This window comes from Actinomadura sp. NTSP31 (assembly GCF_041951385.1).
GTDB lineage: Bacteria > Actinomycetota > Actinomycetes > Streptosporangiales > Streptosporangiaceae > Spirillospora > Spirillospora napierensis.
The window spans coordinates 132,945-148,634 of record NZ_JBGNUT010000016.1 but is presented as its reverse complement, the minus strand read 5'-3'; the positions used below and the strand labels follow the sequence as shown (position 1 = coordinate 148,634).

14 protein-coding genes are annotated in these 15,690 nt (G+C 74.3%); 7 read left to right on the top strand and 7 right to left on the bottom strand.

The features are described from left to right. Positions 1–63: 63 nt before the first annotated feature. On the top strand, positions 64–1,353 hold the full coding sequence (locus tag ACA514_RS26585; protein ID WP_375043950.1) for a PP2C family protein-serine/threonine phosphatase: 1,290 nt from the start codon (positions 64–66) through the stop codon (positions 1,351–1,353). Here the strand turns inward: ACA514_RS26585 and ACA514_RS26580 are convergent. From ACA514_RS26580 to ACA514_RS26570, 3 genes are read right to left on the bottom strand one after another with little or no spacing between them, the layout of a single operon-like run. Further along, the gene (locus ACA514_RS26580) at positions 1,337–1,774 is read right to left on the bottom strand and encodes a response regulator (RefSeq protein WP_375043949.1); all 438 of its coding nucleotides are present in this window, start codon (positions 1,772–1,774) and stop codon (positions 1,337–1,339) included. The two genes, ACA514_RS26585 and ACA514_RS26580, sit on opposite strands and share 17 nt — an antisense overlap. Beyond that, positions 1,767–3,515 (bottom strand): ATP-binding protein, encoded by a 1,749-nt coding sequence (locus ACA514_RS26575; protein WP_375043948.1) that lies wholly within the window; start codon positions 3,513–3,515, stop codon positions 1,767–1,769. Before ACA514_RS26575 ends, ACA514_RS26580 begins: the two co-directional genes overlap by 8 nt. Continuing rightward, complete coding sequence (locus ACA514_RS26570) at positions 3,512–4,711, bottom strand: PP2C family protein-serine/threonine phosphatase (RefSeq protein ID WP_375043947.1); 1,200 nt, start codon at positions 4,709–4,711, stop codon at positions 3,512–3,514. Before ACA514_RS26570 ends, ACA514_RS26575 begins: the two co-directional genes overlap by 4 nt. 195 nt (positions 4,712–4,906) lie before the next feature. On the opposite strand from ACA514_RS26570, the gene ACA514_RS26565 reads away from it, so the two are divergent. Then, positions 4,907–5,536, top strand: coding sequence for an RNA polymerase sigma factor (locus tag ACA514_RS26565; protein ID WP_375043946.1), 630 nt, complete (start codon positions 4,907–4,909; stop codon positions 5,534–5,536). Then, the gene (locus ACA514_RS26560; RefSeq protein ID WP_375043945.1) at positions 5,533–6,702 is read left to right on the top strand and encodes a CU044_5270 family protein; all 1,170 of its coding nucleotides are present in this window, start codon (positions 5,533–5,535) and stop codon (positions 6,700–6,702) included. Before ACA514_RS26565 ends, ACA514_RS26560 begins: the two co-directional genes overlap by 4 nt. 136 nt (positions 6,703–6,838) lie before the next feature. Here the strand turns inward: ACA514_RS26560 and ACA514_RS26555 are convergent, their stop codons facing one another. Continuing rightward, positions 6,839–7,177: a hypothetical protein gene (locus ACA514_RS26555; RefSeq protein ID WP_375043944.1), complete on the bottom strand. Its 339-nt coding sequence runs from the start codon at positions 7,175–7,177 to the stop codon at positions 6,839–6,841. Positions 7,178–7,261: 84 nt separating this feature from the next. Beyond that, positions 7,262–8,803 carry a pentapeptide repeat-containing protein gene (locus ACA514_RS26550; RefSeq protein WP_375043943.1) on the bottom strand — a complete coding sequence of 514 codons (1,542 nt, stop codon included), beginning with the start codon at positions 8,801–8,803 and terminating at the stop codon, positions 7,262–7,264. A gap of 194 nt (positions 8,804–8,997) precedes the next feature. Between ACA514_RS26550 and ACA514_RS26545 the strand changes: the two genes are divergently transcribed. The 3 genes from ACA514_RS26545 (at position 8,998) to ACA514_RS26535 (ending at position 12,633) form a co-directional block, all read left to right on the top strand. Further along, a complete protein-coding gene (locus ACA514_RS26545; RefSeq protein WP_375043942.1) occupies positions 8,998–9,549 on the top strand; it encodes a hypothetical protein in 552 nt (183 codons plus the stop codon). A 113-nt stretch (positions 9,550–9,662) separates the two neighbouring features. Further along, a complete protein-coding gene (locus ACA514_RS26540; RefSeq protein WP_375043941.1) occupies positions 9,663–11,750 on the top strand; it encodes an RNA degradosome polyphosphate kinase in 2,088 nt (695 codons plus the stop codon). Next, positions 11,743–12,633 (top strand): NUDIX domain-containing protein, encoded by an 891-nt coding sequence (locus tag ACA514_RS26535; RefSeq protein ID WP_375043940.1) that lies wholly within the window; start codon positions 11,743–11,745, stop codon positions 12,631–12,633. Before ACA514_RS26540 ends, ACA514_RS26535 begins: the two co-directional genes overlap by 8 nt. A 9-nt stretch (positions 12,634–12,642) precedes the next feature. On the opposite strand, the gene ACA514_RS26530 is transcribed toward ACA514_RS26535, so the two are convergent. Beyond that, positions 12,643–14,172, bottom strand: coding sequence for a CHAD domain-containing protein (locus ACA514_RS26530; RefSeq protein ID WP_375043939.1), 1,530 nt, complete (start codon positions 14,170–14,172; stop codon positions 12,643–12,645). Between the two features lie 109 nt (positions 14,173–14,281). Here ACA514_RS26530 and ACA514_RS26525 point away from each other — a divergent pair, with 109 nt between their 5' ends. Further along, on the top strand, positions 14,282–14,980 hold the full coding sequence (locus ACA514_RS26525; protein WP_375043938.1) for an HAD family hydrolase: 699 nt from the start codon (positions 14,282–14,284) through the stop codon (positions 14,978–14,980). Here ACA514_RS26525 and ACA514_RS26520 read toward each other — a convergent pair. After that, entirely contained in the window at positions 14,977–15,624 is a 648-nt protein-coding gene (locus tag ACA514_RS26520) for a TetR/AcrR family transcriptional regulator (RefSeq protein ID WP_375043937.1), read from the bottom strand. The two genes, ACA514_RS26525 and ACA514_RS26520, sit on opposite strands and share 4 nt — an antisense overlap. Between the last annotated feature and the right edge of the window lie 66 nt (positions 15,625–15,690).

Sequence of the window (15,690 nt, the reverse complement as noted above, 5' to 3'; positions counted from 1 at the left end):
TTACACACGACATTCCAGACGGCATCCCGGGCCGGTGGCGTCCCCGGGCGAGATGAGGATCCGATGCATTCCCGACCCGGGCGCGACGAAGCGTTCGAGGCGATCGAGAAGGCGATCTGGGCCGCCCGTCCGGACGAGCTGGTCGCCGCCGCCACCGGGGAGCTGGCCCGCCGGTGGCCCGGCGCGCGCGCCGAGGTACTGCTCGTCGACTACCGGCAGGCCTACCTCGTCCCCGTCGCGCGGGACCTCGCCGAGGTGTTCGGCCGCGACCCGGACGGCGGGGACGTCCCGCTGGACAACACCGGCCCCGGGCGGGCCTTCGCCGGGCAGCGGGCGATCCGGGAGCGGTCCGGGCGGATCGGCGCCGACGTCGTCCACCTCCCGCTGACGGTGCAGGGCGAGCGGCTCGGCGTGCTGACCGTCCGCCGCCCCGGGGAGGCGGGCCTCGGCGGACCGGAACCGGAATGGCTGTACCCGGCGGCGCACGCGCTCGCCCGCGCCCTGAAGATCGCCGACTCGGCCACGGACCTGTACCGGCGGGTCCGGCGGCGGACGCGGCTCACGGTGGCCGCCGAGATGCAGTGGGACCTGCTGCCCCCGCTGTCCCGCGACGCCGCCGGGTTCCGGCTGGCCGGCCAGCTCGAACCCGCCTACGCGGTGTGGGGCGACAACTTCGACTGGACGGCGTCCGGCGACCGGCTGACGCTGACGGTCAGCAACGGGATGGGGACCGGGACGACCGCCGCGGCGCTCACCCACCTGGCGGTCAGCGCGCTGCGCAACGCGCGCCGGTCCGGCGCCGGCATCGCCGAGCAGGCCGAGCTCGCCGACCAGTCGGTGTACGCGCTGCACCGGGGCGAGCGGAGCGTCGGGACGCTGCTGATGGAGTTCGAGCTGTCGTCCGGGCGGGTCCGGGTGGTCGACGCGGGCTCGCCGAAGCTGTACCGGATGCGCGGCAACCTCACCGAGGCGATCGAGTTCGACGAGCAGCTGCCGCTGGGCATGTTCGGCGACAGCCGGTACTTCGTCGAGGACTTCAGGGTCGAGCGCGGCGACCGGCTGGTCGTCGTCAGCGACGGGGTGCACGCGGCGCTGTCGCCGATGGGCGAGCCGTACGGGCCGGTCGCGCTGCTCCAGGCGCTGCGGGACACCCGGCTGCAGCTGCCGCCGGAGGCCGTCCGCGCCCTGGTCCGGCACTACGTCGCCTACCACGAGGGCGGCGAGCCGGCCGACGACGCGGTGATCGTCTGCGTCGACTGGGACGGCGACGCCGACGCGTACGACACCGACGGCGCGGCGGGCCAGGCGGGCGAGACGGGCGGGACCGGTGCGGCGGTTACCGGGGGAGCTTGACGACCGTCACGAAGAAGTCGTCGATCCGGCGGACGACCGACACGAACTGCTCGAAGTCGACCGGCTTGGTGACGTAGGCGTTGGCGTGCAGGTGGTAGCTGCGCAGGATGTCCTCGTCGGCCTCGGACGTGGTCAGCACGACGACCGGGATGCTGCGCAGGCCCTCGTCGGCCTTGACCTCGGAGAGCACCTCGCGGCCGTCCTTGCGCGGCAGGTTCAGGTCCAGCAGCACCAGGTCGGGACGCGGCGCGTCCGCGTACTCGCCCTCGCGGCGCAGGAACGCCATCGCCTGCTCGCCGTCGTTGACGACGTGCAGCGTGTTGGCGACCTTGTTGTGCTCGAACGCCTCGGTGGTCAGCAGCACATCGCCCGGGTCGTCCTCGACCAGCAGCACCTCGATGGGACGCGGCCCGTCATTCATTGTCGTCTCCGATGGGAAGGGTCCAGTGGAAGGTGGTGCCGGGGTCGCCGTCGCCGCGCTCGTCCTCGTCGAGCCAGATGCGGCCCCCGTGGTACTCGACGATCTTCTTGCACAGCGCCAGGCCGATGCCGGTGCCGGTGTACTCGTCGCGCGGATGCAGCCGCTGGAAGATCAGGAAGATCCGGTCGGCGTACCGGGGCTCGATGCCGATCCCGTTGTCGGCGCAGGTGAACAGCCACTCGTCGCCCTCCCGCCGGACGTCGACGGCGACGTGCGGCGCGGCGTCCGGGCGGCGGAACTTGATCGCGTTGCCGACCAGGTTCTGGAACAGCTGGGTGAGCTGGGTGCGCTCGCCCGGCACCGTCGGCAGGTCGGCGATCTCGACCCGCGCGCCGGTCTCCTCGATCAGCGAGCCGAGGTTGTCCACCGCCTGGCCGGCGACCTCGTTCAGGTCGATCGCGTCCTCGGGACGCGCCATGCGGCCGACGCGGGAGAAGCCGAGCAGGTCGTTGATGAGGGCCTGCATCCGCTTGGCGCCGTCCACCGCGAACTGGACGTACTGCCGCCCGCGCTCGTCGAGCTGGTCGCCGTAGCGGCGTTCGAGCATCTGGCAGAAGCTCGCCACCTTGCGCAGCGGCTCCTGCAGGTCGTGGCTGGCGACGTAGGCGAACTGCTCCAGCTCGGCGTTGGAGCGGCGCAGCTCGCCGGCCTGCTCGTCCAGCAGGACGGCCCGCTCGGTGCTGGTCCGCCACTCCTCGATGATCCGCCGCCGCATCGCGTCGATGATCACGGCGAGCTCGTCGATCTCGGCCGGCCCGGACACGTCCAGCCGGTGCGCGAAGTCGCCCTGCGCCACCTCGCGGACCTGCTCGCTCAGCGACGCGACGGGCCGCACGACCGTCCGCCGGATCACCAGGGCCAGCAGCAGCGCCGCCAGCGCGGTGATCGCCAGTGCCGCGCCGACCGACCACAGTGCGGTGTTCGCGCGGACCCGCAGCCGGTCGGCGGCCCTCTCATGCAGGTCGGTGATGCCGGCCTGCAGGGGCGTCATGCCGTTGCGGGCGCGGTCGAACAGCCCGCCGGCCTGCCGGCTCCGGCCGCCGGTCAGCCCGCCGCCGCCGCGCTGGGCCGCGACCGGGTCGGCGAACCGTGCGCGCCACTCCCGCGAGCCGGCGGTCACCTCGTCGACGAGGCGGACCACCCGGCCGCCGCCGGAGACGCCGGCCAGCAGCCGCCGCATCGTCGCGGCGGACCTCGCCTCCTGCGCGACCGCCGTCCGGTACTCGGCGAGCCGGTCCGAGCCGCCCTCCTCGGTGTACCGGCGGATCGCGGTGTCCTGCGCGGCGATCGCCGAGGACAGCTTGTACTGCTCCAGCGCGACCGGGTCGACCTCGTTCACCAGCGTGCCGCGCGCCTTGCCGGCCTGGTACAGCGCGGATCCGGCCACCGCGAACGCCGCGACCAGCAGGACGGCGAGGACGAGGGACCCGATCCGGTAGATCTGAACGAGCCGGACGCGGCGGATGCCGTACGGCCTGGGCAGCTCGGCGTCGGGCAGGACGACCGGCGGCGCGAGCAGCTCGGCCCCGTCGGCCGGGGCCTCGCCGGTGTGCTCCTCACCCCCCGCCGCCTCGTCTTCCTTGGCCTCGGTCCCGGCCTTGGTCTCGGTCTCGGTCTCGGCCTCGTCGCCGGGCTTGCGGGCGTCCGCCTCGGGCGGCGTCTCCTCGGGGCCGGCCGTCACAGCTCGCCCCGGCTCAGCATCAGCACCGCCAGGTCGTCGGACAGCACGTCTCCGTTCAGCCGCTCCGCCTCCGCGATCAATCCGTCCACCAGCACGTCCCCGCGCTCGCCGCGGGCATGCGCGGCGCGCGCGAGCTCCTCCAGCCCGGTCAGGTCGAGGCGCTCGCCGCCGTCGCCGACGCAGCCCTCGATCAGCCCGTCGGTGTAGAGCATGATCCCCCAGTCGTCGCCGAGCTCGATCTCCTCGGCCGGCCAGTCCGCGCCGGGGATCAGGCCGAGCGCCGGGCCGTGCGGGCCGTCCGGGAGCGCCCGCACGCCGGACGGGCCGAACAGCAGCGGGCACGGGTGCCCGGCCCGGTGCAGCCGGGCGGTGCGCCGGTCCGGCGCGATCGTGACCATGCACAGCGTGGTGAAGATCTCCTCGCCCCAGCGCTCGTGCTCCAGCACGGTGTCGAGCGTGGACAGCAGGTTGTCGCCGGTGTGCCCGGCCAGCACGAGCGTCCGCCACGCCATGCGCAGCCGCACCCCGAGGGACGCCTCGTCGGCGCCGTGCCCGCTGACGTCGCCGATCACGCCGTGCACGGTGCCGTCGCCGGTCTGCACGGTGTCGTGGAAGTCGCCGCCGAGCAGCGCGCGGTCGCGGCCCGGCCGGTACCGGGTGAGGTGGTGCAGCGTGCCGTCCCTGAGGATCGGGACGGGCAGCAGCCCGCGCTCCAGCCGCGCGTTCTCCCGGCCCACGGCGCGCGCCTCGACCAGCTGCCGCTCGGACTCGTCGGCCCGCTTGCGCTCGATCGCGTAGCTGATGGCGCGGCCGAGCAGCGCGCCGTCCACGTCCTGCTTGACGAGGTAGTCCTGGGCGCCGGCGGCGACCGCCTGCACGCCGACGTGCGCGTCGGCGAGCCCGGTCAGCACGAGCACGGCGGTGGTGGGGGCGCGGGCGATCACCTGGCGCAGCGCGTCCAGCCCGGACGCGTCCGGCAGGGACAGGTCGACGATCACGCACTGGACGTCGGGACGCAGGCTCGCCAGCGCCTCGGCGAGGGTCCGCGCGACGGTGATCTGCACGTTCGGCTGGACCTCGGTGAGCAGCTCCTCGAACAGGTACGCGTCGCCCGGGTCGTCCTCGACCAGCAGGAGATGAGGGGAGCCGGCCACCCCCGGAAGGCGTTCGGCACCGCGACTGTGCATCGCGGTCATACATCAGCTCCTTCGCCCCGGGAGGCCCCCGCAGGTGGGGGCGGCGTTGGTTGCCATCGAGCAAATATTACGGGCAGTCCCGCAGTGGCAGGACCGACACGCACACTATGGGGTGTTCCAGTACGGCGGTAACGATCGTCCTTTCCGGGCCACTTCCTGGTGATGGACACACCAGGAAGGACGGAGGAGCACCCGGTGGCAGACGAGGCCCCCGAGAGACGCTTCACCGCGATGTACGACGCCTGCCGGCAGCGGGTGTGGGCGTACGCCGCCGCCCGCGCCGGGCGGCAGATCGCGGACGAGGTGGTGAGCGAGACGTTCGCGGTGGCGTGGCGGCGGCTCGCGGACGTTCCCGACCCGCCGCTGCCGTGGCTGCTCGGCGTCGCGCGGAACGTGCTGCGCGACGGGCACCGCGCCGAGGTGCGGCGCGAGGCGTTCACGGCCGAGCTGGCCCGCTGGGCGCCGCGGCCCGCCGGCGACGTCGCCGAGGACGTGGCCGAGCGGCTCGCCGTGGTCCGCGCGATGGCGGAGATCCCCGAGGGCGACCGGGAGATCCTGATCCTCGTCGCCTGGCAGGGGCTGAGCCCGCGCGAGGCGGCCCGCGTCGTCGGCTGCTCGCCGGCGGCGCTGCGCGTCCGGCTGCACCGGGCCCGCAAGCGCCTGCTGCGCGCCGCCGACGACGGGCTCGACGCGGCCGGGCGCCCGGCCGCCACGGCGTCGCGGGCCGGCGCGCCTCCGGGCGGCGCCGGGCGCGGGGCGGCGGCGGAGGCGGTGGGACGTCCGGTACGTCCGCAGATGGGAATCGTCAGTGAGGAGAGGGCATGAACGACGTGCTGCGGACGCTGCGCGAGGCCAGGCCGGCGGAGCTGAGCCCGGACGCGCCGGTCGACGAGGGCGTCCGGCGATCGGAGCTGGCGCGCGCGATGGCGGCGCCGGCCGGTGACCGGGTGCGCGAGGCGCGGGTCCCGCGCCGGTCGCGGGTGCGGCCGATGTGGGGGCTCGGGCTGGCCGGCGCGGTCGCGGCGGCCTCGGTGGGCGTGGTCGCCGTCACCTCCGGCGGCGACGGGAACGCGCCGGTGCACGGGCCGGACGCGGTGCCGGAGGAGCGGCCCATGGACGCCCGTACCGTGCTGCTCGCCGCCGCCGAGAAGCTGGACGGGGCGTCGGAGCCGGTGGCCGGTGCGTACTGGCACAAGGTGGTGATCGGCAGCGACTCGATGGTGGCGACGGGCGCGGGCGGCGAGCGCTACAGCGTCGTTCTCAACGAGAAGTCCGAGGAGTGGGCGCCCGCGAAGCCCGGCCGCAAGATGGTCGCGCGGCAGCAGCGGCTCGGCGTCGCGCCCGCGACCAAGGCCGACGCGGCGGCGTGGAAGCGAGCGGGGTCGCCGTCGACCCTTTCGCTCCAGGTGGCGATCCAGCCGAGCGGCAAGGGCGGCTACAAGGCCATGAAGGTGTCGACCGGGCCGGGGCCGGTGGAGACGAGCCGGACCCCGCTCGTGGGCGGCGACAAGGTCTACTGGCTCGGCCGGAACGTGTCGATCAAGCAGCTGCAGGGCCTGCCGGCCGACCCGGCGCGGCTGAAGAAGGAGCTGCTGCGCTGGTACGGCGGGCACGACACCGAGTCGTCGAGCGTGCCGATGGCGGCGGACGCGTGGCTGTTCCGCGTCGCGGGGAGCCTGGTGACCGAGCTGCCGGTCACGCCGAAGGTGCGGGCGGGGGCGTTCCGGATGCTGGCCGGGCTGAAGACGGTCCGGTCGGTCGGGAAGGTCACCGACGTGAAGGGACGCAGCGGCAACGCGATCGGGATGGAGGAGAAGGAGCTGAGCGGGGTCGTCCGGCACCTGCTGGTGATCGACCCGGGCAGCGGAAAGGCGCTGGCGGAGGAGCGGGTGCTGGTGACGCCGTCCGCGAAGGAGCCGCGGCCCGCCGGGACGGTGCTCGGCTCCACCGCCGTGATCGCGATGGAATGGACGGATTCCGCGCCGAAGTGACCCGCCGGGCAATGGCGGGCGCCGGTCGGCGGGCGCGCGTTGGGAGGGGACGGTGCCGGGCCGTGACGGGCCGCGCGCCGTCCCTTCCGCCGCTTCCGGCCGGGGCCTTAATGGCCGGGATGTGATCGGGACGTGATCAGGCGCTTTTCGGAGTCCGGCGGGCGGTTCTCTGGACGGCCCGGCGCTGCGCGGCGGCGTTGCGGGCGCGGTTCAGGCTGTCGCGGACGCGGGCGGCGCCGCGCATTGCGGTGGTGGTGTCCTTGACGCGTCCGGCATAGGCGGCGAGGACCTCCTCGACGGGCGGCGGCTGCCATTCCTCCTTCGCGGTGACCGGCGGGACGGGGGGTACGGCGGGCCCTGTGGTGGGTACTGCGGCGGGCACCGCGGCGGGGGCGGTATTTCCGGGCACGGGGACGAGCGCGAGATGGGAATGGCAGTGCGGGCACTGCACCCCCGGATGAGTGTCTCTGCTCATAACACGAATCATTACCCGTGCCACTGACAAAACTGCGGCGCGCCCTTTTGACGATCACCCGTCAGCGGTCCGGCCGCCGGCGGGTCAGGGCGCGAGGGAGCGCGCGCCCTTGCGGGCGGCCGGCTGCGCCGACCGCCGTCCGAAGGACGAAAAGGGCTGGTGGGAGCGGTTGCGGCCGGACGCCTCGGGGTGCTGGTGGCGGACGAACAGCAGCCCGCAGCACACCAGCGCGAGGGCGACCGCGAGCCAGGCGGCCATCCGCCCGGCGCGCAGCCCGTACCCGCTGGTGATCCACAGCACGTGCAGGGCCCAGCGCCGCCACTGGCGCGGCTCGCTGCGCCGGCGCATCTCCAGCGCGCTGTAGCGGAAGTCGCGCGCGAGGCGGGCGCGGTCGGAGCCGGCCGTGGCGCGGGCCAGCTCCCGGTAGAGGGCCTCCAGCCCGCCGTCGCCGCCTCCCGGGCCGGCGGCGCCGCGCGCCAGGTCGTCGGCGAGCACGGCGCGGGCGCCGCGCCGGAGCCGCCACCGGCGCCGGGCCGGGACGGTCGCGAACGGGCAGTCGCCGCTGATCCGCAGCCGGTCGGGGTGGACGAGGCCGAGGAAGCCGCATCCGCTGAGGTCGACGTCGGCGAGGTGCAGGTGCGCCGCGTCCACCCGGCGCAGCGACACGACCCGGACCGCCGCCGGACCGGTCCACGACGCCGGCTCGGCGAGCCCCTGGATCGGGTGCGGCAGCGACCGGACGTTCACCGCCGCGTCGAAGCAGGCGCCCTCCAGGTCGAGTTCGGCGCGCCGCAGCCGGAACTCGGCCTCGCCGTGCACCGTCACGGCGCGCGCGCTCACCAGCCGGGCCGCCGCGGTCACCCGCAGCCCGCCGCGCGCCGTCGCGTCCGCGAGCGCGATCCGGCCGCCGGCGACCAGCGGGCCGAGCCACAGCCCGCGCCGGAACCGGGTGCGCTCGAACCGGGCGTGCCGGGCGACGCGGACCCGCCGGAACGACACGGCGCCGCCGAAGCAGGCGCCCTGCATCGCCGCGTCCCGCCCGAACCGGGCCCGGTCGAAGCAGGCGGCGCCGAAGAACACGGCCATGCGGAACGCGGCGTCGGCGTGCCAGAGGGCCTCGCCGAACAGGGCGTCCCCGGTGAACACGGCCTCCTCGAAGGAGGCGTGCCGGTGGAAGCGCGCCTCGTGGAAGGAGGCGTTGCCGCCGAACCGCGCGCCCCGGAACGAGACGTTGCCGAAGAACCGGGCGTCGAAGAACGAGGCGCCGCCGAGGAAGCAGGCGCCGTCGAACGAGCTGTCGCCCTCGACGCACGCCCCGCGCAGCACCGCGTGCGAGGGCAGCACGGCGCCGTCGAACCGGGTCCGGCCGAGGTGCGGGCGCCCGTCCGGGCCGGTGACCGCGTCGAGCACCGCGTCCAGCAGCCACCCGGGCACCGTCACGCCCCGCAGGTCGAGGTCGCCGCCGGGGCGCAGCCCGGCCGCGAACCGCGCGAACTCGGCGGGCGCGAGGTGGGCGGGGCAGCCCCCGAACCCGCCGGCGGCGCGCCCGGTGCATCCGTGGACGGCCGAGCACCGCGGCCACAGGACCGCGGTGGCAGGCGGAGGGGAAGGCTCGTGAGAGGTCACGTGTCCCGTTCTACCTACCGGGGGTTCCGGCGGGAAGCTCTCCGGGTGGCCAGGTCGTTACTTCCGCATGGTTACTGTACGCAGGGGAACGGCCACACTAGGACGTTGATTGGCCGTTTACCTCGCCTGTCACCGGTTTCGCCCAAGTCCCTGGTTCTTCATCGGGTTTGTCCTTGTGGTCGTACTGTGAGCGCATGGGGGAACGGAGCCGCTGGATCGCCGACCTGGACGCGCTTCCCGGCGACGCGCCGGACCTCGCGGACCGCCTGCTGCGCCGCCTCGTGGACGCGGGGATCGTGGTGGCCGAGCGGACCGACTGCGTGCTCGGCGACGTCCCCGGCGGGTACGCGCCCGGCCCCGCCGCCGGATCGGTGGTGATGGGCGACCCGGCCGGCTTCCCCGACGTGTGGCCGAACGGCCTGGAGATCGACGTCGGCCGCGGCGCCTACTACGGAACGATGCGCCAGGACGACCGGGTGCGGTGCCCGCGCTGCGGGGCGTGGCTGCCGTTCGAGACCGTCCTGGACGCGGTCGAGGAGTGGCAGTACGGCGGCGGCACGGACGTGCTGGCCTGCGCGCGCTGCGGTGTGCGGACGGACTTCAACGGGTGGCGGTGGCCGGTGCCGTGCGCGTTCGCGGAACTGGGACTGCGGTTCTGGAACTGGCCGCCGCTGAGCGACGCGTTCGCCGCCGACCTGGCGGGGTGGCTGGGCCACCGCCTGGTCGCCGGATCTTTCGGCACGTAGCGGGCAAAAACCGAGTGATCAACAGGAACCGCGGGCATGATCGACGTATCTGACTCCTCGCCGAAACATCTCTGTTCCACCGCTGTTCACCTTGGTCAGGAAAAATTGGGGACATGACCGTCAACCCGGGACACCATCTTCCTCGTGCCTCCGAAGCGCTGCCCGACGACCGCTTCCTCGACCGCGAAGAGAGCTGGTTGCGCTTCAACCAACGCGTCCTGGAGCTGGCGGAGGATCCGGAGCTGCCGCTGCTGGAGCGCGTCCGGTTCCTGTCGATCTTCTCGAGCAACCTCGACGAGTTCTTCATGGTCCGCGTCGCCGGCCTCGCCCGCCGGATGGCGACCGGCCTCGCCGTCCAGTCCGCCAGCGGCCGGCAGCCCCGCGAGGTGCTGGAGCGCACCGGCCAGGTCGCGCACGGGCTGATGCGCCGGCACGCCGCCTGCTTCCGCGAGGAGGTCCTGCCCGACCTCGCCCGGGAGGGCATCGAGATCCTGCGCTGGGACGAGCTCGCCGAGACCGAGCAGGAGCGGCTGCGCCGGCTGTTCCGCGACCGGATCTACCCCGTGCTCACCCCGCTCGTCGTCGACTCCGCGCACCCCTTCCCCTACATCTCCGGGCTGTCGCTGAACCTCGCCGTGATCGTCCGCGACCCGGAGACCGACGCGACGATGTTCGCCCGGGTCAAGGTGCCGCCGCTGCTGCCGCGCTTCTTCGAGGCGTCCCCCGACCGGTTCACCCCGCTCGAGGACGTGATCGCCGCGCACCTCGGCCAGCTGTTCGTCGGGATGGAGGTCGTCGAGCACCACGCGTTCCGGGTCACCCGCAACCAGGACCTGGAGATCGACGACGACATCAGCGAGGGGCTGCTGCAGGCCCTGGAGCGCGAGCTGCTGCGCCGCCGGTTCGGCCCCGTCGTCCGGCTGGAGGTCGAGGAGTCGATCTCCGCGGGCGTGCTGGAGCTGCTCACCACCGAGCTCGCCATCGAGGAGGGGCAGATCTACCGGGTCGTCGGCCCGCTCGACCTCGGCGGCCTCGGCGCCATCGCCGACCTGGACCGGCCCGAGCTGAAGTATCCGCCGTTCGTGCCGTCCAAGGAGGCGCTGCCGGAGGACGTCGGCATCTTCTCGGCGATCCGCGAGGGCGACGTGCTCCTCCACCACCCCTACGACTCGTTCACCACGACCGTGCAGCGGCTGATCGAGGACGCCGCCGCCGACCCCGGCGTGCTGGCGATCAAGCAGACGCTGTACCGGACGTCCGGCGACTCCCCGATCGTGGACGCGCTGATGAGCGCCGCCGAGGCCGGCAAGCAGGTCGTCGTGGTCGTGGAGCTGAAGGCCCGCTTCGACGAGCGCGCCAACATCGCGTGGGCGCGCAAGCTGGAGACGGCCGGCTGCCACGTCGTGTACGGGTTCGTCGGGCTGAAGACGCACTGCAAGCTCGCGCTGGTCGTCCGGCAGGACTCCGACGGCCAGCTGCGCCGCTACTGCCACATCGGCACCGGCAACTACCATCCGAAGACCGCCCGCCTCTACGAGGACTTCGGCCTGCTGACCTGCGCCCCCGACGTCGGCGAGGACGTCAGCGCGCTGTTCAACCACCTCACCGGCTACTCCCGGCAGAGCCACTACAACCGGCTGCTGGTCGCGCCGAACAGCCTGCGGTCCGGGCTCGTCCAGCGGATCGAGCACGAGATCGACAACCACCGCGCCGGGCACCGCGCGCGGATCCGGATCAAGTGCAACTCGCTGGTCGACGAGGTGATCATCGACGCGCTGTACCGGGCGTCGCGGGCCGGCGTGCCGGTGGACGTGTGGGTGCGCGGCATCTGCGCGCTGCGCCCGGGCGTGCCGGGGCTGTCGGAGACGATCCGGGTGCGCAGCGTCCTCGGCCGGTTCCTGGAGCACTCGCGGGTGTTCGCGTTCGAGAACGGCGGCGAGCCCGAGGTGTGGTTCGGCAGCGCCGACCTGATGCACCGCAACCTCGACCGCCGCGTCGAGGCGCTCGTCACGGTCACCGACCGCAGCCAGCGCGACGACCTGATCGCGCTGCTCGACCGGGCGATGGACGAGGGCACGCACGCCTGGGCGCTGGCCGGCGACGGCACCTGGACGCGCAGCGTGGCCGCCCCCGGCGAGACGCTGCTGGACATCCAGACCCACCTGGTGCGGAGCCGGCGCTGGAGGACGGTCGATGCCTGACGCCGGCGGCGCGGCGGGGCCGATCCGCGCGGCGGGCGCCCTGCTGTGGCGGGACGGCCCGGCCGGCCCCGAGTTCGCGGTGGCGCACCGCCCCAGGTACGACGACTGGTCGTTCCCGAAGGGCAAGCTCGACCCGGGCGAGCACGTGCTGCGCGCCGCCGTCCGCGAGATCGAGGAGGAGACCGGCCTGGTGCCGCGGCTCGGCCGGCGGCTGCCGGCCGCCGAGTACCGGCACGGCGAGCGGCCGAAGCGGGTCGACTACTGGGCGGCGCGGCCCGTCGCGGAGGCCGCGTTCACGCCGAACGAGGAGGTCGACGAGCTGGCGTGGCTGCCCGCCCGGGAGGCCGCGGAGCGGTTGAGCTACCCGCACGACGCCGCCCTGCTCCGCGCGTTCCTGGAGGGCCCGCCGCGCACCTGGCCGCTGATGATCGTCCGGCACGGGTCGGCGGGGGAGAAGCACGACTGGCGCGAGCCCGACGAGCTGCGCCCCCTGGACGCCCGGGGCCGCGCCCAGGCCGCCTCGCTCGCCGCGCTGCTGCACTCCTACGGCCCGGCGCGGCTGCTCAGCTCGGCGACCGCGCGCTGCCTGGAGACCGTCCTGCCGTACGCGCGCCGCGTCCGCGCCGGCGTCGCGACCGACGCCGCGTTCACGGTCGGCGAGACCGGCCCCGACCGCGCGCGGGACCGCCTGCTGGACCTGTTGAGCGACGCGGCCCCGACCATCGTCTGCACGCATGGCGAGAACGTGTCAGAGCTGGTCAGCGGCCTGTGCCGGGAGCTGGGCGAGAAGGTGCCGGACGACCCGGGCCTCCGCAAGGGGGAGTTCTGGGTGGCCCACATCGGCGCCGGCGCCCTCACCTCCCTGGAGCGCCACACCCCCTGAACCCGAGGCTCAGAGGGCGGGGCCGAGGGTCTGGGACCAGGTCACCGACAGCCTGTCGCGCGCCGTCTCGGCCGCGCACCGCTCCCACCCGTACAGGACACCGAGGTCGAACGCCTCGGCCGGGTTCCTGGTGCGCGCCGCCGCGGCCTTGAGGAACTCCATCGCGATGACGCCGTCCTGGTAGCCGCCCAGTACCTCCTGTATGCGCTTGGCGTCCTTCGCCACCCTCTTGGCCGCCACTCCCAGCACGGGCATGGCGAGCTCGGCGGCGTACCGCGCGCGCTTGGCCGCCTTACGGGTCTCGTGCCGCGCCACCTCCGCGTCCTCGGCGATCGCAATGGAGGCGTACGCCCTGCCCATCCGGTTCCACGACCGCGTCACCAGCTCGGGGAGCTCCTTGCGGGCCTTGCGCGCGGCGGCCTCCGCCAATGGCGGCTCCGCCACGATACGGTCCAGCTCGTCCAGCAGGGCGAAATAGCGGGGCTCCTTGAGGGCGGCGTTCATCCGCCTGTAGGCGGTGCGCTCCTGGCGGGCGAGATCGTCGAGCCAGGCGGGGGACGCGCCGTCCAGCCGCTCCTGGAACCGCGTCCGCAGCACCTCGCAGTCGCGGACCTCGCCCAGCACCGCCGCGAGCCACTTCAGCTCCGGCTCCAGCGGCTCCGTCCGCTCCTCGTCGAGGACGGGCCGGTACGCCTTCAGCGCGCTGCGGATCCGGCGGACCGCCACCCGCATCCGGTGCACGGCGTCGTCCTCGGCCAGCCGCGCCTTCGGATCGAACCGCACGACGGCCTCGACCTGCGCGGCGAGGTAGGCCATCACCGCGTCGCCCGTCGTCGCCGGGCCCTTGCCGTTGTCGATCGCCGCCACCAGCCGGCCCTTGCACGACGCCCGCGCCCGCGCCGCCTCCGAGGGCACGATCGCGTCGCCCAGCAGCCGGCCCAGCTTCGAGGACGACTTGGCCCGCCGCGCCCCCGCCTTCCGCAGCCGCTTGCCGACCGCCTTCAGCAGGTCCGCCGAGCCGTCCCCCAGCTCGACCTCGATCTCCCGCCACCGCTGCGCCCGCCCGTCCGCGGTGCCCTGCCCGTCCGCGGTGCCCCGCCCGTCCCGGCCGGTCACCAGGTCGTCGGCGACCTCCGCGAGCATCGCGCCGTCGGCCCCGTGCAGCCGGACGACCGTCCGCCGCGTCTCCAGCGTCGCCACCGGATCCAGCGGCGCGCCTCGCGTGTACGCCGCGACCAGCCCCGCGAGCCGCGCCGGAACGGCCCGCGGCCGCCCCAGCGGCGCCCTCAGCTCCTGCTTGCTGTCCGGCCCCGCCGGCATCTTCAGGTGCCAGCCCGCGTCCGCGCCGCCGCGCCGCCGCCGCAGCGTGATCCCGTGCGCGGCCAGCCGGAGGTCCGGCGTGTCGAAGTAGCTCGCGTGCAGCTCGACGACCTCCGGGTCCCCCGCCGACTCCGCGCCCGGCAGCCCGCCGAGGTCCGGAAGAACGAAATCGGCTCCGGCGTCGTACTTCTGCTCGATCTCCAGATGCCTTTCGGGCACGATCAGCTCCTTCGGGGGACGGGTCCAACGGCGGCGGGCACACCCGGATGACCAGCATTTCACGGCAAGGTGAACGGAAGCGGAAAAGTCGGCGGCCTACGATTCGTGCGTGCGCACCCTGGTCCTCTGGGACATCGACCACACCCTCCTCAACGCGGGCGGCCTGTCCGTGGACATCTACGCGCAGGTGTTCCACCGCGTCGTCGGCCGCCCGCCCGAACGCGTCGCCCCGATGGCCGGCCGCACCGACCGCGCCATCACCACCGACACGCTGCGCCACCACGGCATCGACCCCACGCCCGGCGTCCTCGCGGACTTCACCGACGCGCTCGCCCTCGCCTTCGAGGCGCGCGCGCACGAACTGGCGGCCCGGGGCCGGACGCACGACGGCGCGCGCGCCGTCCTGGAGGCCCTCGCCGCCCGGCCGGACGTGATCCAGTCCGTCCTGACCGGCAACATGGCGCGGATCGCCGCCTGCAAGCTGAAGGCCTTCGGCCTCGACGCGTTCCTCGACCTGGAGATCGGCGCCTACGGGATGGACGGCGTCGAACGGCCGCCGCTGGTGGAACTCGCCCGCGAGCGCACCGCCGCCAAGTACGGGGAGAGGTTCGGGCCGTCGAGCACCGTGCTGATCGGCGACACGCCGCACGACGTCCGCGCGGGCCACGAGGGCGGCGCCCGGGTCGTCGCGGTCGCGACCGGCGCCACGTCCGCCGCCGACCTGCGCCTGTCGGGCGCCGACACCGTGCTGCCCGACCTGACCGACACCGCGCGGGTCGTCGACCTGATCCTCGGCACCGCCGGCTAACGCGCTGCGCCGTCCCCCGGACGGGGCGCGGCGGTCAGCGTGAGGCTGCCGGGCAGGGCCGCCATGGCGTCGCGGAAGCGGGCCGCGAGGTCGGACGCCGCGGGCGGATCCGCCGCCGTGGCGGCCCAGGCCTCGAGGGCGTGCCGCCACGCGGCGACCATCATGTCGCCCGCCAGGCGGGGCCGCGCGTCGTCGGGCAGGTCGAGCCGGCGGTGCAGGACGGCGAGCACGGAGCGCATGGTGCTCTCACAGAAGTGCAGGCCGTGCGCGTCCATCGAGGGGGTCGCCTGGAGCAGGCGGTAGCTGAGGACGGCGCGGCCCGCCCACGCCTCGTCCGCCACCCGGTCCAGCGCAGCCAGCAGCGTCGACTCCATCAGCCCCAGCAGCGGGCGGCCGTCGGCCGGGACGTTCTCCAGCTCGTCGAGGAAGGTCCGCCACATGTCCTCGAGCGGCGCCATCGCGACGTCCTCCTTGCCGCGGAAGTAGCGGAAGAACGTGCGCTTGGACACCTCGACCTCGTCGCACACCTCGTCGAGGGTGACCCGGCCGAAGCCGTGCTCGCCGAACAGCGTCAGGGCCGCGTCGACCAGCGCCTGGCGGGTGCGCTGCTTCTTGCGTTCGCGCAGCGACGGAGCCGTTGTCATGGCCCCGAGTGTATCCGAGCGGCGAACGCTCCTTGCGCGCTTATGCCACTGAGTGGCATATAATGC